The sequence below is a fragment of the Candidatus Methylacidiphilales bacterium genome, from assembly GCA_033875315.1.
Taxonomy (GTDB): domain Bacteria; phylum Verrucomicrobiota; class Verrucomicrobiia; order Methylacidiphilales; family CAZTYG01; genus JANRJG01.
Window position 1 is genome coordinate 1 of sequence record JANRJG010000007.1, and the last position, 18,954, is coordinate 18,954.

The 18,954-nt window shown below is 60.0% G+C and carries 23 protein-coding genes; 6 read left to right on the forward strand and 17 right to left on the reverse strand.

Features of this window, described 5'->3' with window-relative positions:
- Window positions 1-258 precede the first annotated feature (258 nt).
- Both SFU85_02155 and SFU85_02160 read right to left on the reverse strand, forming a co-directional pair.
- Window positions 259-900: an aquaporin gene (locus SFU85_02155; GenBank protein MDX6765572.1), complete on the reverse strand. Its 642-nt coding sequence runs from the start codon at window positions 898-900 to the stop codon at window positions 259-261.
- Window positions 901-943: 43 nt separating this feature from the next.
- Complete coding sequence (locus tag SFU85_02160; protein MDX6765573.1) at window positions 944-2,155, reverse strand: hypothetical protein; 1,212 nt, start codon at window positions 2,153-2,155, stop codon at window positions 944-946.
- A gap of 129 nt (window positions 2,156-2,284) precedes the next feature.
- On the opposite strand from SFU85_02160, the gene SFU85_02165 reads away from it, so the two are divergent.
- Window positions 2,285-2,983, forward strand: a complete 699-nt coding sequence (locus tag SFU85_02165) for an SDR family NAD(P)-dependent oxidoreductase (GenBank protein ID MDX6765574.1) — start codon at window positions 2,285-2,287, stop codon at window positions 2,981-2,983.
- A gap of 51 nt (window positions 2,984-3,034) precedes the next feature.
- Complete coding sequence (locus SFU85_02170; GenBank protein ID MDX6765575.1) at window positions 3,035-4,030, forward strand: FecR family protein; 996 nt, start codon at window positions 3,035-3,037, stop codon at window positions 4,028-4,030.
- A gap of 9 nt (window positions 4,031-4,039) precedes the next feature.
- Here the strand turns inward: SFU85_02170 and SFU85_02175 are convergent, their stop codons facing one another.
- Both SFU85_02175 and SFU85_02180 read right to left on the reverse strand, forming a co-directional pair.
- A complete protein-coding gene (locus tag SFU85_02175) occupies window positions 4,040-4,330 on the reverse strand; it encodes a hypothetical protein (GenBank protein MDX6765576.1) in 291 nt (96 codons plus the stop codon).
- A 7-nt stretch (window positions 4,331-4,337) separates the two neighbouring features.
- Window positions 4,338-4,676 (reverse strand): hypothetical protein, encoded by a 339-nt coding sequence (locus SFU85_02180; GenBank protein MDX6765577.1) that lies wholly within the window; start codon window positions 4,674-4,676, stop codon window positions 4,338-4,340.
- Between the two features lie 93 nt (window positions 4,677-4,769).
- Here SFU85_02180 and SFU85_02185 point away from each other — a divergent pair, with 93 nt between their 5' ends.
- Complete coding sequence (locus SFU85_02185) at window positions 4,770-5,429, forward strand: hypothetical protein (GenBank protein ID MDX6765578.1); 660 nt, start codon at window positions 4,770-4,772, stop codon at window positions 5,427-5,429.
- Between the two features lie 83 nt (window positions 5,430-5,512).
- Here the strand turns inward: SFU85_02185 and SFU85_02190 are convergent, their stop codons facing one another.
- On the reverse strand, window positions 5,513-5,890 hold the full coding sequence (locus SFU85_02190) for a dUTPase (GenBank protein MDX6765579.1): 378 nt from the start codon (window positions 5,888-5,890) through the stop codon (window positions 5,513-5,515).
- A 113-nt stretch (window positions 5,891-6,003) separates the two neighbouring features.
- On the opposite strand from SFU85_02190, the gene trxB reads away from it, so the two are divergent.
- Entirely contained in the window at window positions 6,004-6,939 is a 936-nt protein-coding gene (gene trxB, locus SFU85_02195) for a thioredoxin-disulfide reductase (protein MDX6765580.1), read from the forward strand.
- Window positions 6,940-7,308: 369 nt separating this feature from the next.
- On the opposite strand, the gene SFU85_02200 is transcribed toward trxB, so the two are convergent.
- From SFU85_02200 to SFU85_02230, 7 genes are all read right to left on the reverse strand, one after another.
- A complete protein-coding gene (locus SFU85_02200; protein MDX6765581.1) occupies window positions 7,309-8,070 on the reverse strand; it encodes a hypothetical protein in 762 nt (253 codons plus the stop codon).
- A gap of 428 nt (window positions 8,071-8,498) precedes the next feature.
- Window positions 8,499-9,467 carry a glycosyltransferase family 9 protein gene (locus tag SFU85_02205; GenBank protein MDX6765582.1) on the reverse strand — a complete coding sequence of 323 codons (969 nt, stop codon included), beginning with the start codon at window positions 9,465-9,467 and terminating at the stop codon, window positions 8,499-8,501.
- 36 nt (window positions 9,468-9,503) lie between these two features.
- Window positions 9,504-10,226 (reverse strand): metallophosphoesterase family protein, encoded by a 723-nt coding sequence (locus SFU85_02210; GenBank protein MDX6765583.1) that lies wholly within the window; start codon window positions 10,224-10,226, stop codon window positions 9,504-9,506.
- Window positions 10,227-10,239: 13 nt separating this feature from the next.
- Window positions 10,240-11,046, reverse strand: coding sequence for a hypothetical protein (locus SFU85_02215; GenBank protein ID MDX6765584.1), 807 nt, complete (start codon window positions 11,044-11,046; stop codon window positions 10,240-10,242).
- Between the two features lie 11 nt (window positions 11,047-11,057).
- On the reverse strand, window positions 11,058-11,930 hold the full coding sequence (locus SFU85_02220; GenBank protein MDX6765585.1) for an ABC transporter permease subunit: 873 nt from the start codon (window positions 11,928-11,930) through the stop codon (window positions 11,058-11,060).
- Window positions 11,927-12,805: an ABC transporter ATP-binding protein gene (locus SFU85_02225; protein ID MDX6765586.1), complete on the reverse strand. Its 879-nt coding sequence runs from the start codon at window positions 12,803-12,805 to the stop codon at window positions 11,927-11,929. Before SFU85_02225 ends, SFU85_02220 begins: the two co-directional genes overlap by 4 nt.
- 2 nt (window positions 12,806-12,807) lie before the next feature.
- The gene (locus tag SFU85_02230) at window positions 12,808-13,116 is read right to left on the reverse strand and encodes an acylphosphatase (GenBank protein ID MDX6765587.1); all 309 of its coding nucleotides are present in this window, start codon (window positions 13,114-13,116) and stop codon (window positions 12,808-12,810) included.
- A gap of 28 nt (window positions 13,117-13,144) precedes the next feature.
- Here SFU85_02230 and SFU85_02235 point away from each other — a divergent pair, with 28 nt between their 5' ends.
- Both SFU85_02235 and SFU85_02240 read left to right on the forward strand, forming a co-directional pair.
- On the forward strand, window positions 13,145-13,645 hold the full coding sequence (locus tag SFU85_02235; GenBank protein MDX6765588.1) for a cyclic nucleotide-binding domain-containing protein: 501 nt from the start codon (window positions 13,145-13,147) through the stop codon (window positions 13,643-13,645).
- 128 nt (window positions 13,646-13,773) lie between these two features.
- A complete protein-coding gene (locus SFU85_02240; protein ID MDX6765589.1) occupies window positions 13,774-14,004 on the forward strand; it encodes an SWIB/MDM2 domain-containing protein in 231 nt (76 codons plus the stop codon).
- A 108-nt stretch (window positions 14,005-14,112) separates the two neighbouring features.
- On the opposite strand, the gene SFU85_02245 is transcribed toward SFU85_02240, so the two are convergent.
- The 5 genes from SFU85_02245 to SFU85_02265 all read right to left on the reverse strand — a co-directional run bounded on the left by SFU85_02245 (window position 14,113) and on the right by SFU85_02265 (window position 18,950).
- Window positions 14,113-15,114: a hypothetical protein gene (locus SFU85_02245; protein MDX6765590.1), complete on the reverse strand. Its 1,002-nt coding sequence runs from the start codon at window positions 15,112-15,114 to the stop codon at window positions 14,113-14,115.
- On the reverse strand, window positions 15,111-15,503 hold the full coding sequence (locus SFU85_02250) for a DUF488 family protein (protein ID MDX6765591.1): 393 nt from the start codon (window positions 15,501-15,503) through the stop codon (window positions 15,111-15,113). The genes SFU85_02245 and SFU85_02250 overlap by 4 nt, the downstream gene beginning before the upstream one ends.
- A gap of 14 nt (window positions 15,504-15,517) precedes the next feature.
- Window positions 15,518-16,771, reverse strand: a complete 1,254-nt coding sequence (locus tag SFU85_02255; protein ID MDX6765592.1) for a phospholipase D family protein — start codon at window positions 16,769-16,771, stop codon at window positions 15,518-15,520.
- Between the two features lie 150 nt (window positions 16,772-16,921).
- The gene (locus tag SFU85_02260) at window positions 16,922-18,190 is read right to left on the reverse strand and encodes a hypothetical protein (GenBank protein MDX6765593.1); all 1,269 of its coding nucleotides are present in this window, start codon (window positions 18,188-18,190) and stop codon (window positions 16,922-16,924) included.
- Between the two features lie 169 nt (window positions 18,191-18,359).
- On the reverse strand, window positions 18,360-18,950 hold the full coding sequence (locus tag SFU85_02265) for a GIY-YIG nuclease family protein (protein MDX6765594.1): 591 nt from the start codon (window positions 18,948-18,950) through the stop codon (window positions 18,360-18,362).
- Window positions 18,951-18,954 lie beyond the last annotated feature (4 nt).

An 18,954-nucleotide genomic window follows, 5' to 3' on the forward strand; every position in this document is an offset into this window, starting at 1 on the left:
CGATACGGTGGCCTTTTTTACGCGCTGCAATGATCCGCTTCCTTAAATCTGCACTCAATGGGTTCATCCCCAGTTTGGTACGGCATCGGACAGGGATTGTACAGTCTATTGTGCCTATCTAATCCGGAATTGCTCTAGCGCGCGTGCCTCCGTTCCCGTCAGCACGAAAACGCGTTGCTGATTGAATTGGAGAGCCGCTCAACAAAAAGCCCCGGAGGACCGGGGCTTTTGATTGGACGGGCTTTGATGGGTTTCGGATCAGGAAGCCTTGTCCCCGGGGCTGAGGAAGCCGAAGGCCAGGGCGGCGACCGCGCCACCGGCAAACCCGCCCACCAGATGGATCCAGATGTTGGCGAAGCTGTTCAGTCCCAGGGTGGTGATGCCGAGGGCCACGGCCGGATTGAAGGCGCCGCCGGAATAGCCGCCGAGGGCGAAGGCGCAGGCCACGACGGTGAAGCCGATGGCCAGTCCGTAGAAGGAATTGCCCGCATTGGCCTTGGTCGTGGCCACATTCAGGACCACGAAGGCGATGGCGAAAGCCCCGAAAAATTCCGCCAGCAGGGGGATGAACGGGCCATTGGCAAAGACGATCGGTTCGATATCGCCGGGGCAGCCTTTCATGTAGCCCACGACAAAAGCCGCGGCCAGGGCGCCGAGGAACTGCCCGGCCAGGTAGCCGGGGACATCGGAAGCCGGACATTTGCCCCGCATCCAAACGGCCAGGGTGACAGCCGGATTGAAGTGCGCGCCCGAGACGTGGCCGAGCGCGAAGATCATCACCATCAGGATCGAGCCGATGGCAAGGGGAGGGATGACCCCTTCTCCTCCGTGGATCACGGTGTGTCCGACGGTGGAGACGAGGAAGAAGGTTCCGATGAATTCTGCGAGGTATTTCTTCATGCGTCCGCGAGCATAACGGGGCGGGCGCCGGAGACAACCGGGATCAGTAGATTTTGGTCGACTCGGTTTCTTCAACCGGACGGACAAGGGCGGTGGAGGTCAGCGAGACCTTGAAACGGCTGTCGCTGGCCTTGGCTCCCTTGACCGTGACTTTCCAAATGGCGGTGGCCCCGGCTTCCAGGGTGGGCAAGGGGGAAAACGTGATGACCCCGCCATTGCTCGTGGCTGTGGTGGCCCCGCCGGCCGAGACAAACATTTCGTTGTCCTCGAGGGTGCAGACGAGGGTGATGTTTTGGTCCGGGGCCGAGCCCTGGTTGGTGGCGCGGATGGTGTAGGCGGTGGTGCCCCCGACCTCGATGGGATCCGGGGCGTCGGTGACTTCGAGCAAGAGGGCGGACAGGCCGGTGACCGCAGTTTGGGCCGAGGCGCTGGCGGTGACCGATGCGGCATCGCGCACGGAAGCCTCGGTGCGGACGGTCCGGGTGTTGGCCGGGCGGACCTCGACCCGCACGGAAGTGGTGGTGTTGGGTCCCATGTCCACGGCGGGCCAGGTGATGAGGTTTTTCACCAACTTCCCGCCATGGGAGGCGGAGACGAAGGTGCACCCGGAAGTGAGCGGACTGGTCAGGACGACGCCGACAGCCTTGCCCTCGCCCTCGTTGGTGACCGTGATCTCGTAACTGAGGGGGCCGCCCCGGGTGGTGGAGGCGGGCGCGGTGATGCGGGCCTTGAGTGCGGGCCCGACCACGCGGATTTGGGTGCGCACGTCTTCCGAGCGGCATTCATTGCTGAGGGCACGAACGGCCAGGGCGAGCGGACCCAGTTTGGCACTCCGGATGGTGCAGGAGATCACGCGTGTTTCGCCCGGGGCCAGAGGGCCCACGTGGAGGGGTTCCCCTTTTCCGTTGCCCGGCAGGACGGCGTCGTTGCCCTTGCCCGCTTCGATCCGGACATGGTTCAGGGCGACCCCGCCCGGGTTGGTTGCCGTCAAGGTCAGGGGGATGTCGGAGCCACGTTCGGCGGATTCCGGCGCGGAAAGCTGCAAGAGCAAAGCCGGTTTGCCCGAGGGATCGGCGACAGTTGGAGCGGAAGGAAGGGGAGCGGCAGTGGAAAGAGGGGGAGCGGCTTGGGTGTCCGAGGTGCCATTCTGGGTGGAACCCGCCTGGCCTTCCGTAGGCGGGATCTGTTGATGGGCACAGGCACCGACGAGGACCATAAAACCGACGGCCAGCAGGCTACGGAGGGACTGTTTCATGCGTGTGTAAGGTGTTGAGCATAAACCCGGAGGCGAGGCCTTGTCACTTTCCAATAAACGGGGGGACTTCCGGGAAAGCCGGGCGATCGTCCACTGGACATGCGGGTGGGGACGGGAGAAGATGGGGCCATGGCCAAAAAAGTCATCGCCCTCACCGGGGCCACCCGCGGCTGCGGACGTGCACTGGTCGATTTTTTTGCGGGGGAAGGCCACACGGTTCTGGGGTGCGGCCGCGATGCACGGGCGCTGGCCGCTTTGAGCGAGGCCCATCCGACCCCCCACGACTTCATGGCGGTGGACCTCCGGGAGGAATCCTCGATCACCCGATGGGCCGGGCAGGTGCTGGAAAACTATGGCCCCCCGGATCTCCTGATCAACAACGCCGCCGTCATCAACACTTCCGCCCCCCTGTGGCAGGTGCCGGGCCCGGAATTTGAAGCCCTCATTGACATCAATGTCAACGGCATGGCCCGCGTGCTCCGCCATTTTCTACCGGCGATGGTGGCCCGGGGTCGCGGGGTGGTGGTCAATTTCAGTTCCGGCTGGGGTCGGTCCGCCGCGCCCCAGGTGGCGCCTTATTGTGCCAGCAAGTGGGCGGTGGAGGGATTGACCGCGGCCCTGGCCCAGGAATTGCCGGCTGGCATGGCCGCAGTGGCCCTGAACCCGGGGATCATTGATACCGACATGTTGCGGTCGTGTTTCGAGGACGGGGCCGCGGCCTATCCCGGGCCTGAGGATTGGGTGCTCGCGGCCGGGCCATTCATCCTCAAGCTTGGCCCACGCGACAACGGTCGCCCGGCCACGGTCCCGGACGTCCCGGCGGAGTGATTTATTTCTGGTTCATTGGATTATTTTTCAATCTGGTGCATCCTAGAGCATATGAGAACATCCACTTCCGTTCATTGGCCCCTCTTCCTTTTCCTTGGCTTGCTTGCGGCCTCCCTCCCCATTTCCCATTCCCATGCGCAAACGGCGGACGATCTCGTCGCTTATCAGGCCGCCACACCGTTCAAGGCCTTCCTGGAACCCGACGTGCGGGTGGTTTCGCCGGGGGCGGTGATTGTCCGTCCGGGGGATTTCGTGCGGGTGGGGGACCGCTATCTGGTGCGCAAGGATGCCGCCCGGGACAAGGCGGAATTGTTCCTGGAAGTGGTGGCGGAATGGATCGAACCGGTCCGGGCCCCCCAGAATCCCGGGGAAATCCGGGTGGCCTTGGTGGCCGGAACGGTGGAAGCGGCTCCACCCACAGACCCGGCAAAGTTTTCTCCGGTTACCGTTGGCACGGTTTTGCCTGCCGGCAGTACCCTTCGTTGTGGCCCGGATAGCCAGGCCGGGGTCACGATCGGCGAGCGTTCCGCAGCGCGTTTCATCGCCGGCAGCGTGGGCACGCTCAGTTTGGAAGCACCCGCCGGAACAGGGGTGGAGAAGGTGCGCATCAACCTCAAGTCGGGCGCGGTTTTCAACAAGATCCGTTCGTTCAACAAGAATGTCGACTACCAGGTCCAAACCCCCCAGGCCATCGCCGCGGCCCGGGGCACGGATTTTGTGGCCGTGGCCCTGCCCACGGTGACCGATGTGTGGATCGCCGAGGGCACGGTGGAATTGATGGATACAACAGGCAAGTCGGTCGGCACGGTGTCGGCCGAGGAAGCCGGGGCCTTGAAAATCATCCGCTATCCCCAGACTCCGGAACCGGTGGCCAATGCCGAGGCCAACAGTCTGACCATGAGCGTGGCCATGTCGCTCATTCCGCAGCTCAACCAGAACACCTCGGCCCTGCGGGCGAGGGAAAATCTCAACGCGGAAGATTTCGGTTACCTCCAAGGCGTCCACCGGGTGACCTACCTGGTCCGGGCCACCAAGCCCCAGCCCTGAGGCGGAGGACTACTTCTCTTTTTTGTCGGGAGCGGACGGGCGTACGGCCTGGATCTTGAAGTCTTCCACCAGGCGCTTGGCGCCGGGGCTGCGGGGGGCCAGGGCGATGAGGTCGCGGCTGATGCTGATCATGGTCTGGTTGATCCGTTGCGCTTCCGGGAGGACTTTCACCATCTGCGACCACTGGGCGCCAAGGGCGCTGCGCTGACGCAGGGTCACGAAAAGATCGAAGGAGGAAAACAGCACAAGGGCGGCCAGTACGATGACCAAGGGCGTGAAGGGGGAATAGTTTTTGTCCATAATCAGCCTATCTGGAAGGGGAGGGGGTGGAGGTAGGGGTGGCGGAGGCGGGGGCCGCGGTCTGGGGCGTGCCCGAGGACGGGCTTTTCTTGGGCAGGTTGACCTTCAGGTTGTGTTGCCGGAGCAGATCGTTGAGGTCCGGTTCCCGCTGGGCTTCTTGGGCCAGTCGGAGCACCAATTCGCGCAGGAGCGGTTCGGCCCGCTGGGCCTGGGTGATGGTGGCCTGCGCGGCCAACATCTTGCCCTGTCGGCTGCTGGTTTCGATGACGAGGATGATTTTGACGGCCACCAACAGGGCAAACAAGCCGGCCAACACATTCAAAATCAGGAACTGGGTTCGGGACATGAGGGCAGACACTGCCGGGGCTTCGGTCACACGGCAAGTGCCGTCTTTTGCCCTTGCCGAGAGCATTCTCCTTGCCCACCATGACGGGCTCTTATGGTTCCCGAATCTGAATTCGCCCACGACGATCCCCGCGTCATCGATGAGCCCGCTTCATGGCTTGAAAAAAACCAAAGCACCGTCGGTGCCATCGCCGTTCTGGTTTTTCTGGCCGTCGCCGCCGGCGTTTGGTGGTGGCAGGGGCGCCAAGCCGCCGCCGAGGAAGCCTGCAACCAGCTCGTGCATGCCAGCGAACCCACCGCTTGGAAAAAAATCCTCCAAACCCATGCCGACACTCCGGCCGCCCCCTTGGCTTTGATGCGCCTGGCTGGCGCCGCCCGGGAAAAATCGGATTGGAACGAGGCCCTGGCCTACACCGACCAATTCCTGCGCGATTACCGCAGTCATTCCTTCTATCCCCTGATGCAGCTTTCCCGTGCCGAGACGCTCGAAGCGGCCGGCCGGCTGGACGAAGCCCTGCAGGCCTACGAGCTTGTCCACAACGCAAAACCGACCCACCCGTTGCTCGGTGGTGCGGTCCTCGGCATGGCGCGGATTCATCTGGCCAAAAAAGAAACCACGGCGGCGCGCACGGTACTTTCCGATTATCTGGCCACGGGTCGTGCCGGGGCTTATGCCGCGGAAGTTTCCCAGAAACTCAAGGCCCTTCCCGCCCCCGAGACCGCGCCGGTGATGTTGGATACGCCCAAGCCCTGAGCTCCAAGAGCTGAAGGTGAAGGTGGGAGGGAGTCCGGGGAAAGGATTCCCCGGCTACAAAAGACGCAGCAAGGGCCCGGGCCTCAAATGTGTTTGGAATCGGTCTCGTCTTTGGCGGTGTAACCACTGTCCTGGCGCTGGTGGTTGACCTGGTTTTTCTTCAGGTAGGCCTGGTAGACATCCTCCGCGCTCATGCCCAGCACCTGGGCGATGGAGATGAGGAAATGGAAAAGATCGACCACCTCGACCCGGGCGTTTTGCTGGTCGAACTGTTGGTACTTGGCCCACCACTTCCACGGCACGGAGTCGACGAGTTCAGCCAGCTCCTGGTTCATGGCCCGGGTGTAGTTGAGCACCCACTTGACTTTTTCTTCTTCGGTCAGGCGGTCGGCGTGCATGCCGATGCGTTGGTTGAGCTGGTCCTGGAGACGGAAGATTTCCTCGAGTTTGTCCGGTTGCATCCCTGTTGTTTACAGATCCGTCCCCGCTTTGTACAGGTGGAAAAGCACGGCAGGGGGTCTTGCTTTCCCCTTGGCATGGCCCCGCCGGTGACTACATTGCCCCTTCAATACCTATGGAAAATGTCGTCATCATTGGGTCGGGCTGTGCGGGTTGGACCGCCGCCGTTTACACCGCACGGGCCAATCTCCAACCCCTCCTCATCACCGGCATCCAACCCGGCGGCCTCCTCACCACCACCACCATCGTCGAAAATTTCCCCGGCTTCTCCAAGGGCATTGACGGCAACCAGCTCATGGTCGAGATGCAGGAACAGGCCACACGTTTCGGAACGCGCGTCCAATACATGAGCACGGTCGATTCGGTCGACCTTTCCAAACGGCCGTTCACCCTCACCGTCGACAATAAACAAATCCAAACCCGCTCGATCATCATCGCCGTCGGGGCCGGCCACCGACACCTCGGCATTCCCGGGGAGCAGCTTCTGGAAAACAAGGGCGTGACCTATTGTGCCACCTGCGACGGAGCCCTCCCGATGTTCCGCAACCAGCCGCTGGTCGTGGTGGGCGGCGGCGATTCTGCCTGTGAAGAAGCGATGTACCTGACCCGTTTTGGCTCTGTTGTCTATTTGATCCACCGTCGCGACACCCTGCGGGCGTCGCGCATCATGGCCGAACGCACCCTGGCCAATCCGAAGATACGGCCGGTTTGGGATTCGGTGGTCGAGGGCATTCTCGATCCGGCCCAGGACCGGGTCACCGGGGTCAAATTGAAGAATCTGAAGTCGGGCGAGATCTCCCTCCTGGAATGCGCCGGGGTTTTTGTCGCGGTCGGCCATACACCCAACACCCGGATCTTCCAGGGACAACTGGATCTGGACGAGGCCGGATACGTGCGGTTGCACGGCGGGAGCCGAACCAGTGTGGAAGGGGTCTTTGTCGGCGGCGATTGCGCGGACTCGGTCTACCGCCAGGCGGTGACGGCGGCGGGCATGGGCTGCATGGCCGCAATCGACTGCGAGCGCTGGCTGGCCGGTTTGACGGATGGTTGATTGAAAGGCGCCCTGATATCCAATCGCATGGACTGAGCGACACGTTCAACGGGAGGGCGAGGCTCCTGCCGAGCCGATTTGAGGTCTTTCTCCCTTGGGCGGCTGGGCGGCTCAGCGGGAGCTTCGCCCTCCCGTAGGTTAATTTATCGCTCACTCAAAAGGATTGGGTATGAAGATAGTCTTTACCAGCCCAGTCCATGACCTGGCCCACAGGGATGGGAATCGCCTTCTGCCGTAGCAGATCTTGGAGACTCCGATTGTAGCCGGGGAATCATTTCCCCGGAGTTCCTACCCAAGGCATGGGGTGGGAAAACAAAAAACCCCGGCGGATTGACCCGCCGGGGTTTTGTCTATCCGGAATTGGTCGGTTCAGACCGCGGCGGCCTGAAGGGCTTTTCTCCAGGAGCCGAAGAAGCGCGGCTTGCAGGCGGCGGCGAAGAGTGCCGGGGCCTTCTGGCGGACTTCCCCGCTCTGAAGGCGGACGCCCTGCTGGCGCAGCTCTTGGATGCCCTCGACGATTTGCTCCCGGCTCCAGCGGCGGCGGCGGCGGACGGAATCGTAGTCGATCCCGGCTTTTTCCACGGCCGTGCCCCAATTGCCGAAGCGGCGGCGGGCGGTGGCGATGAGCGGGTTGGCGGTTTCGTCCATGGTCTTGGAGCTGAGGTCCGCGCCTTGGTTTTTGAGTTTGCGGATCTCGTCGATGATCGTGCTCTCATCCCAGGAGCGGTAACGATAAATATCCTCCGGAGCCAGGCCGGCCGCGGTCAGGGCCGACTTCCAGGAACCGAAGTGGTTCGGGCGGATGGCGGCATAGACCATGGAGTTGTATTTGCTCAGCATCATGGAGCGGAAGGAGAGATCGACGCCCTGTTGGTAAAGTTCCTGGATCTTCTGGACGATGACCGGCTTGGACCAGTTCTGGTATTTGCGGACATCTTCGTAGGCGATTCCAGCGGCGGCGACGGCAGCCTGCCAGTTGCCGTAGTAACGGATGCCGGCGGCCAGCAATTCTTGGAAATTCTGGCGGACGAAGTGCGAGTAAAGCGGCTTGTCGGCGGCGTGCCAGGCTTTGATTTCGTCCATCACGAGGGTGGCGGACCATTTGCGGTTTTTACGTGTACGTGTTTTCATGTTTGGTGTCCTTGGTTGGCTGTTGTGCATGGTTTGAGTGAATCCTTCCAACGTGCCATACAGGCGACAGGCATGCAACTTTAATGCCAATCCCCATAATTAAAATTCAAGACTATGATTTGCAGGCACTTACGTATATTCTTTTCTCTAATATGGAAATATTAAGGGTTCTTTTTTTGAGTGAAGGCATCAAAAAGTAATATTCTGACGCGTCGGATGAGGGGTGGATTCAGGCGATTCAGCCTTTTTTCAAGGGTTTCTTCCATCAAGGGCGCCTTACGGGAAGGCGGATGAGCACATCGGACGCAGAGGAAGAAAGGGTGTTGGGCGGCTTATTCTTTTGCGCGCCCCTCGCTGGATCCCTTTTCTCCCCCGTCTGCTGAATCATACCCGGCGACTCTGCGCCATTTCTACGACATCGTTCCGGCTTACAAACGGGTCCAGCGCTTCCATATACTGTGGACCCGCTCGACGGACAGGTCGGAGAGACAGGCCATCGGGGTTTCCCAGTTGCAGGTCCGGGATCGGCAGGGGCGGCAGGGCGGCCCTTCGGTCACCAAGCACTCCCCTTTGGCCGCCACCGGTCCGGTCAGATCCGGATCGGTCGCACCAAAAAGGGTGATGACGGGAACATCGAAAAGTGCGGCCAAGTGGGCCGGTCCGGAATCGGTGCCGATGACGGCCCGGGCTCCGGCCAGGAGGGCGAGCAAATCCGGCAACGGGGTCTTTCCACGCATATCCACCGAGCGGGCCGAAGCGGTCGGAAAAAAAGGCCCGGAACCGACCCACACCACGGTCTCGCCCTCCAGGGCCTGTTCCAGTTTGCGGAAGGATTCCCATGGCCAGAGTTTGGTCTGCCAGAGGGAGTAGGGATGGAAGACGGTGTACCCTCCGGCCTCCAAGCCCATGGGCAGGGCCTTTTCGGGGCGGGAAAATGTCAGCGGAGTCACGGCCGTTCCCGGACCGATGATCGAAGCAACCGCTGCCGCGTAGCGATCCACCGCGTGCGTCTGAACGTCGGGCACCCGCCGATCATAAACCCATTTTGCCCCTTCGCGTGCCGAGGCCAGTCCGACCCGGATTCCCGCCCGGGCCACCCGGGTCATGAGTGCACTGCGGGCCAGCCCTTGAAGGTCGAGCACCACATCATAGCGATCCCCCCTCAGACCCCGGGCCCAGGCCAGCATTTCCAAGGGCCGGAATCCACCGCGCCAGGCTCTGCGGGGAAAGGGGATCCGCCGGTCGATATCCGGACAAACCTCCAGCACGGGCAGGTAGTCCGTGTCGACAACCCAGTCCAATTGATGGGCGACCCCGCTGCGTTTCAACCAAGGGACCACCTTCAAGGCCTGGGCGACATCACCCAGGGCGGTTGGTTTGATGACAAGGATCTTCATGCCCTGCGCGAGCGGGATGGTCCGCCCGTCCGACGGTCAGACGGCATTGGCCAGCCGCTCGGCCAGCCGTTCGGGCAGGCCGGCCTTGAGGATTTTTTCCTGCGCGCGCGCCAAGTCATACGGCACCCGCCGCAGGTCAATGGTATGGGTCTCGGAGTCGTAGATGGCGTAGGCCGCGCGCCAGTCTCCGTCGCGGGGCTGGCCGACGGACCCGCAGTTGATGAAATACTTCTTGTCCTCCTGGAGACTGAGCTTGCGGTAGAAACACTCGTGGGTCGTGCCATCGTGGATGAAGGCGTTGGGCACATGCGTGTGGCCGAAAAAGCAGAGGTGGGTGCGCTGGTAAACGAAGCTTTCCTCGGCTTCCTGCGAGCTGAAGACGTAGATCCAGCGGGCCGGGCCGTCGAGAGAGGAATGGACGATGGCGAAATCGCCGACATTGCGCTGCATGGGCAGGGTGCGCAGGTAGCGTTTCTGCTCCTCATTCAGGCTGTCGCGGGTGTGCTTCATCGAGATATAGGCCAGTTCGCTGAAGTGCTCGATGTTCCGGTCCTCGGAGGCTTCTTCATCGTGGTTGCCCTTGACCACCGGACAGCCCAGGGAACGGACCATCTCGAGGCATTCGGCCGGGTTGGCGTTGTAGCCCACGATGTCGCCCAAGCACACGAGCTGGTTGAGCTTCTGAACCTGCATGTCGTCCAGCACCGCTTCCAGGGCTTCCTGGTTGCTGTGGATATCGGCGAAGATCCCGTAGCGCATGCGTGGGTGGAAACTACGGGTTAAAAACCCGTTTGTCAGCCGGGATATTCAACTCGCGCTCGAGGGCGCGCATTTGTTGTTCGATTTTTGGCCATTGCCGCGGAGTGCCCGGCGGGTGTTCGGCGGAGCTGTGCCAGAGGGTGAGCCAGTAGTCGTAGGCTTCCTGTTTGCGTCCGGCTTTCTCGAGCATGTAGCCGACGAAGCGTTCGGCAAAGCTCGGGGCGCCCGGGCGCTCGGCCGCCAGGCGGTAGCAGCGGGCGGCCGCCTCGTAGTCCTGCAGCCGTTGTTGGTACAATTCCCCCAGGCGCATGTAGAGCTGGGGTTTTTCCGGGATGGCCAACAGGCCCCGTTCCAGCATGACCCTTCCTGCCTCGATCCAACGACGGGACTCGCGGTTGCGCTGGCCGTCGCTTTGGCCCGCGGCCGCGTATTTTTCCGCCGCGACGCTGGCATTCCAGGCCAGATGCCAGGCCCCGTTCTCCCAGAAGAAAAGCACCCGGGGTTGGAGCAGGACGGCGAATTCCGCCAGGGTGCGGACGCGGGTCCATTGTTGTTCTTCCCATGCTCCCGTTAGGGAAATCCAGACAAAATTGGCCGCCAGCCCCCGGAAGCCGCCCAGCGCGGCCAGGGTCAGTCCCTGGCCCAGACTGTCCCGGAGTTCAAACGAGATCGGCGGCGTGTCCCCATACATGATCTGGCGGCGGCGCAGGCCCATTTGCTCCTCCCAGGGCAGCTTGACCGCGCCCCAGGCCAGGAGCAGGAGGATGGCGATTCCGGTCCTGGTCCGGTTCCACCCCCACGGCCACCGCCCCGGCCACATCCCCATCCAATTCACAGTTCGCGCTCCTCAAAGACCAGTCCGGCCACGGCCATGATCACCACCACGTAAAAGAAGGAATAGAGCAGGATGGGCGCGGAGTCGGCCCAGTGGACCGGGTTGCCCGCGATGATCTCATCAATGAGGTTGTAGGCCTGGAAGTCGGGCACCAACCAGGAAACCACCACCAAGACCCCCTGTTTCAGAAAGCCGGAGGAAGCCTCCTCGTGCAGCCACAACTGCCGGGCCACGGCCTGCAGATGGCCGGCAAAGTAGATCATCAACGTGGTGGAGACAATGAAGATGGTCGAGGTGGCGATGGTGGAAAAAAAGACCGAGATGGCCGCCGTCACGGCCAACTTGCACCAGACCAGGGCGACCGCCTGGATCATCCCGGGGTCGCGCGACTGGGCCCGCACGGCATCGATCATGCGTTGTTGCCCCTCATCCAGCGGTCCGGAGGCCCCGGCCAGGATGTCGCCGGTGACCCGGGCCTCCTTCCAGAACAACACCCCGCAGAATACCGCCGACATGATGCCGACAATCAGGGTCAGCAACAGGAGCAGGCCGAGGTATTTGCCCAGAACGAATTCGAAGCGGTGCACCGGTTTGCTCAGCGTGGTGTAGAGCGTGCGGCGTTCGATTTCGGCCGGAATCAGCTGGGCCGCGCCCATGAGGGCGACCAACAAGCCGCTGATGCTGATGACGGCGTAGGCCAGATCCTTGAGGAATTTGAATTCCTCCTGGAACGAAAACTGGGTGAAGAAGTCGCTTCCGCCCAGGAGGACCAGGCTGAAAAGAAGGACGATGTTGAGCGTTTTTTGGCGCAGGGCTTCGGTGAGGGTGATGCGGGCGATGGCGCCGATGGCATTGAGGGAACGGTTCATACGGGCTCCTGGTCCTTGCCGGGCAGGACCCGGATGAAAAAATCCTCCAGGGACATGCGCGGGCGGGAGACGCTGACCTCCGGGTGGCCTTCCTGGCGGAGCAACTCCAGCACCCGGGCCTGGGTTTCCGGTCGGAGGCCCCGCACCCGCAGGGTGGTTTCCTCGGGCACCACCAGCAGTTCGTCCAGGCGGCCCTCGCGCAGCTTCCGGCCTTGGTGCAGGATGGCCACGCGGTCGGCCACCTCCTCCACCTGCTCCAGGAGGTGGGAGGAAAAGATGACGGTTTTCCCGCGACGCTTGAGCAGGAGCATGAGGTCGCGGATTTCGCGCGAGCCCACCGGGTCGACGCCCGCGGTGGGTTCATCGAGCAGCAGGAGGTCGGGATCGTGCAACAGGGCCTGGGCCAGTCCGATGCGCTGGAGCATGCCCTTGGAATACGTGCGCAACCGGCGTTCGCCCGCCTGGCCGAGCCCGACCAGTTCGATCAACTCCGCGATTCTCCCTCGCAACGGGTCTCCCCCCATACCACACAGTCGCCCGTAGTAGGCCAGGACTTCGCGTCCGGAAAGGAACTGGGGGAAGTAGGGGTTTTCCGGCAGGAAGCCGAGCCGCCGGCGCGCAGCCATCGAGCCCGCACGGTGGCCGAAAACCGTGGCCGCGCCGCGCGAGGGTCGTGCCAGGCCGAGGAGGAGTTTCATGGTCGTGCTTTTGCCCGAGCCGTTCGGACCGAGAAGGCCGAAGATTTCCCCTTGGCGGATATCGAGGTCCAGGTCCTCCAGGGCGAGGAGGTTGCCCCTGCGCCAGTGCAGCGGGTAGATCTTGGTCAGCTTCTCGACCCGGACGGCGGGGATGGGGGGCAGGGGGGTGGGGTCCATATTCAAGATCCGCTCCCATTCAGGATGGAGAAGCCGCGCAAACTTGGATCGACCGGGATGTCATATCCCTCGATTTCGCGGATGAAACCCTTGAGGTGGCTTTTGCGCACCGCCTCGAGCAGGGCGGCCATTTCCGACTCCTCGCCCTGGACCTGGAGCTCGACCCGGCCGTCGGGGAGGTTGCGCACCGTGCCTGTGACCTCGAAGCCCGCACTGAGCTGCTTGACGGAGTAGCGGAATCCGACCCCTTGGACCCGGCCGGTGTAGAACAAACGCTGGGCTTTCTCCATGGTGAAAATCTCGATGCACATTTTCCGATTCTCAAGTACATTCCTCGGCATGGCCATCCACTTCAGCGACATCTCCCGCATGAGCCTGTTCCGCGGGTTCAATGAAAACTTCATCCAGTTGCTCGACCTTTTCTTCCGCGAGGCCAATTACAAGGCGGGTGCGGTTCTGGTGCAGGAGGGTCAACTGCAGCGGCATTTCTACATGCTGGTCGCGGGGGAAGTGGCCGTCAACCGCCAGGTCAACGGGGCCGACGTCCAGTTGGACATCCTGCCCGCCGGACAGTACTTCGGCGAGATGAACCTCTTCGACCCCGGGGTGGCCACGGCCAGCGTCGTGGCCCTGACGCCGGTGCGCACCCTGGAGATTTCCAACGACAAATTCCGCAGTTTCATGACCCACAAGCCGGAGCTGGCGGCGGACTTCACCTTCCAACTGGCCGAAACCATCGTCAAGCGCTTCCGTACCTCCACCGATCTGCTGACCGAGGAATTGTCGCGTCCGGAGAAGATCGATCTGGCCCGGCGCATCGACCGCGGCCCGGTGGCGTGAGAGGATTTCATAGGTAAAAATCCTTCAATCCGGGCTTGTGCTCCCCCGGGGACATGCCATAAACAAACACCATGGCAGCTAAAAAAACCGCAAAAAAGAAATCCGCACGCAAACCTAACGCCGCTTTCATGAAGCCCGTTCAACCCGACGATGTCCTTTCGGCCGTGGTCGGCGCCAAGCCGCTCCCCCGCACCGAGCTCACCAAGAAGCTCTGGGACTACATCAAGAAGAACGGACTCCAGGACAAGAAGGTCAGAACCCAGATCAACGCCGACGACAAGCTCAAGGCCGTCTTCGGTGGCAAGAAGTCCGTTTCGATGTTCGAAATGACCAAGCTCGTTTCGAAGCACCTGAAATAAGTCACGTCTTCTTACCCGAAAAACCCGAAGGCCCCATCCGGTGCCTTCGGGTTTTTATTTTTCCGAACGCAGTGGATGTCCCCCTCGGCCAGACCCACAGCTTCAAGCTCAGGGGCTGTGGACTTGGTCTCTGATCGTCAGTCCCGATGAAACTATCTCAGACCAAGACGGCAAGGTTTCGTTGCTGCGCTTCCAGCGCTTTTCGAACAGGGATAACTCCCGTCGCCGGTAGCCCCAGCGGTCGCCGTTGCGCATAGCGTAAAAAACGTGTTTCCCCTTGCCTGCACCACAGGCTTCGGCATCCACGATTCCAATGACCTTTGCAGCCCAGCGGTGGGTCCCGGGCTTGTGCCAATCCCAGGATGAATCGCGCCAAGCAAAATCGATGGCGTCAAAAGCCTGGGGTCCCAGAAGGCGGGTGCCGAAGCGAAGACCCCGGCGGGTGACTGCGTCGGCTTGGGAGAAGCGAAGTTGGCCGTCTTTCCATTTTCCGAGATGCCAGAGAATCTGCGGCCTCCCGCCTTCCAGCACATAGACCAATCGCCCATAGGGAGTGCAGCCCCACTGTCCGACCATTTGACTGGAATGAACCAGGGGTGTGGGTTCAACATTTTGTAGGATAAAGCCGTCCGATGTGCGGGTCGCTTGCAGGAGGGAAAATTGAATTTTATAGGCCGCGAACTTTCGGTTGAGAAACTCAATGCCATGACAGGAATGGGGGTCAAACTTCGGAGCGACCAGCAGGATGCGCCGGTAATTGGAAATTCCCCTGAGACTGGTTTTGAATAATCGTTTGAATGACCGGTAGAATTCAAGCAGGCCCCCGGGAAAATCCTCAGCCAGAACATCGGCTGTAACCCCCTCAAACTGGGAAAGATACTCCAGGGCTTGTCCGATGATCGAACGCGGGGTGGGTTCATTTTTGATCTCCAGAATGACCAGACCTCCTTTACGATCCAAGCAGACCAGATCGGCCACGCGCTGGATGGCGGACTCTTGTCGGACGACGAAAAGGCGCTCACGAGAAGGAAGGATCGGATTCTTAATAAACCATTGTTCGAAGTCGCGTTCCTTCCAACTCAGTTCGGAATACATGCTTCGGCGTTTCATAATTTGCCATCCAGAATCTTCTTAAGGACGTGGCGGTGGCAGTGGGGTTGGTCAGGAGGACAATGGCACATGAGGGTAACCGGACCCCGTTTAGCGAGTGCTTGGAGTAGTCGGAGAGTGAACTTCTGACCGTGGTTCTTGATCAACGGGTTCCGTCGATCGATGGAGCCCCCTTCAAAGAGCTCTCTGCGGTAACGACGGCTAAACGCGGCCCAGGTGAGTTGGCCTGCCTGGAAACTGCGGAGGAGGGATTCGCTCGGCCCCAGATTGGCCATCCAGGCGTGGTAACGGCGGGAGGGCAGGCCGCGGCCGCGGATGCGGGTGGCCAGGATGCGGAGGCCGTCCTTCTTCGTCTCAATCGGCGAATAAACGGATTTGGTTTTGATCATGATGAACGCAGGCATTATGCTTTGTATCGACGCGGAGAGATCATGATGTAGCTGCCGGATGTGGGTGATGATTCCTTGACCGCTTTCTCGAAATTACTCATCGGACGCTCCTGCCTTGGCTGCAAATCCGTGACCAACCGCCAAGGTTGGTCCTCAGACTGATTGGTTGGATTCCTAGGTAGAAAGCTTTTGTCCTCTGCCGCAAGCCGCAATGGCTCCTCATCCGAATAAACGGGATCCCATGAATCACGTTCCGAATCGAAGGAGTATCTGTACTTTTGCTTCATGGGCGAAAGCACTTGCACTCGCACTTGCTGCATGCCTGGTTGAGCTATGGGCCTGAATGGATTAGGTGCACGGAGTAACTTGGGATCTGTTTTACTGACGACATGCCAATCCGCTTCTAGCTCCCGTCCTCCTTGTCGTAACTCAAGGCCCACCACTTTGCACATCAGCGAGGCTCTCGCCTGATCCAGTTGAAGGAGTCCCGCATCCGGAGTCGCTGTTTTGGAGTCAAAAACATAAAAATGCACTTCGGCCGAAAGGGTGCTCACCTCCCCCAAATTCGCAGGCACCTCGAAATAGATAATCTCGCCCACTCTTGGCAAGACACTGTCTGTTTTAGCAGAAAGAACTACAATGGTCTTGCGGGCTTCTCCATCCGAGGGCATATCTTTGACCTTCGTTCTCAGGCCCTCGACAAACTGGAGCGTCCACCAGCTCAGCGCATCCTTCATATGTGGCGAGTAAATGGCAGACTGAGATTTGGCGGAATGGATATGATTTCGAATGGATTGAAATTCAGGATCATTGGAGTGGCCATCCAGTAAAACGGAAGCCTCCCCGTTCAGTCCCAGAAGGGCAAAGCCAGTGACGTTGTTTGAGCCCACAAACGCACATGACGTTCCGTTGGCCATATCCATGAGGTAAATCTTGCTGTGCAGCATCGGACGGTACCGGTGAAAAGGATTTTTTTTGCCGGAAGATGGGCAGGTGTGGCCCAAATGCACGTAGAGATTATTGGGGCTAACTCCAATCGATAGGAGATCGTCCAAAGCAGAGAAAGCTTGGTGAGTTCCCGAGCCTACAATAAGCATCCCGAGCTTGTGCGGAGATTTTTTGATGGGCTCACAGATCGCGTTTACACCTTCGACAGTGATAAAACCTGAGACAATCGAAGCTGAAACACATTGCTCAAGTCGATCGCGGATGAGCGACGCAATCTCATGCTGCGGCTCTTCGAATAGAATCTTCGCACTGATGCTCATAGGTTTGAATCTCTAGTTGGTGGAGATTTTTTGAAGATGCAGACAGATGAGGTTGCGCGATGTGTTCCAAGGGCGTCCGGCTAGGTGGTCCGTCGATGCGGATTAACTGAAATCCGGAACAAGTGGCTCATCTTCATGAAGGGCGTGGATCTATTCTGATTCTTTGGATTCGCCGGCGGCTTTGAAGTCATGGAAGGGTTGGTCCCAGTCGATCCTCGGAAAGGCTGCTTTCACCGATCCGAGGAAGTCTGGGTGGTTCAGGGTCTCGAAGGTCACATCTTTGTAGCGTTCTTCGAGGACCATGCTGCGGACCAAGTCCTTCGCGGAGGGGAAGACTTTATCCATGACTTCCTCGATCCACTCACGGATGGAGGTTTCGTCCGTGTTTGGCTGGAGCAGACTGCCGAGCAGGGCGTCAGGCGGGTTCGCTTTAGCCAGCGGGAGGTAGTAGTCCACCACCTGTTTCTTCGATTCGTCGAGCTTGGCCTGAAGTTCGGTTTCCACTTTCTTCTGGTGGGCAGCCAGCTTGGTGCGCAATTCGCCGATTCGCTTTGTGAGGTGCGGTTTGGCCGACTTCAGGACGACGCGGCCATGGTCCTTCCCGAGTGAGGGGGTGAAGTTTTTGCGAATCTCGTTCAGTTCATCCTCCAGAGCCTTGGAAGACATGGAACTGTCTTTTTCAATGAGATCGAAGGTGGTCTTGAGCTTGCCTTCGAGGTCTTTGGACGCACCCAAGTTCTGGAGTTCTTTCGGAATCCGCACACGGTGGCGTTGCACGGCGGCCCCGGTGAGCGAGAGTTCGACGTATTGCAAATAGGGCTCAAAGACACGGACCTGGCGGACGAGATCAAACTTCACTGGAGGCGCGGTGGAGATGGCCTTCTTCACCTGGTCAACGTGCTCAGCGGTCACGGGCTGCTCACTGATTTCCAGAGGTATGGAGTGGATCCGGGAGACTTCCTCAGCTGTGGTCGCAGAGGTGATCGCTTCCTGCCGGGCAGCGGGTGAAAGCCGCAGCAGCATGTCGTGGACTTGCGCCTCGATGAGACGGATGGCATTGGGCGTTTCCTCGCTTTGAGGCTCCGCTTCCAAGTAGAGTGCGGTGGGCGTGTAGACCCAGCCTCCGTCATCCACGATGAGTACGGCGCAGCGAAACCCGGGCGAGAGGATGGGTTGGATACCGGCCTTGCGCAGGGTCTCAACGGCTTCCAGAGTGCCGTAGCCCATCCGCAGAGTGTGTTCGCTGAAATCCAGGCTGACGGAAAGTGTGATGCCGGGTGATCTGGACTTGACGGCAGCGAGCGCGGCGGCGGGAGCATCATGAATACCGGGTGCGGCGTAGCATATGCGCGTTCTTGCACGGGCAATGTGTGCGGCGATCCTCGTCGAGGAAAGCGAGGAGAATAGGGAAGTGCTCATGCTGGGTCGGCGATCATACAGACGGTGTCTAAGGTCTGATATTCATTGAAAGCGATTCGGGCTGGGCTTTTAGTGCCTGTCTTCTGGAAATCCAGCGACGGCCCCGTCGGCACGCACTTGGAAGCACGGATAATCTCATGCAGGAAATGGGAGGGGATGGGGTCGGGTTTCATCTTTCAGATTTGATGTTGAACGGCGGGTTGTATTTTGCCCAGAGGTTGACCTCGATCATCTCGCGATTGGCAAATTCTTCGTCTTTGTCCAAGATTCGATAGCAGATCAAAGCCTCTTGTTCCATGAGGCGGACCGCTTCTTCGCGGGAGTTACAAACGCCGCATTTCTTAAGGTTGTGCTGCACTTGCCCGCCCGTGTTTTTCTTGGCACCAGAAAAATGCCACTGAAAGCGTTGCGACAGATTGCTCGTTTTTCCCACATAGAGAACGGCCCACTGTCTTCCATTCAACTCGATCGGATTGGGACAAAATTTGAAAAGGATCTTTCTGGGGACGTTTAGTATGGAAGGTCCATCCACGTCTATTGTTCTCGACCTCTTGAAATACTTGGCGGGAAGCAGAAAAGCATAGTTTCCACCCACCTCCCATAGCTCGGAAATTTCAGTCTTTTCCCATTTGCGATTGGAAGATCCGCGTGGCCGTAATTCCGAGCACGTAAATATCTTCCATTTACCAGCGTTCGGAAACGACTCTATGGCGTCTTTGATTTCCTTTAAATCCAGTTTGGAAGTTGTTGGCTCTGGCATAATT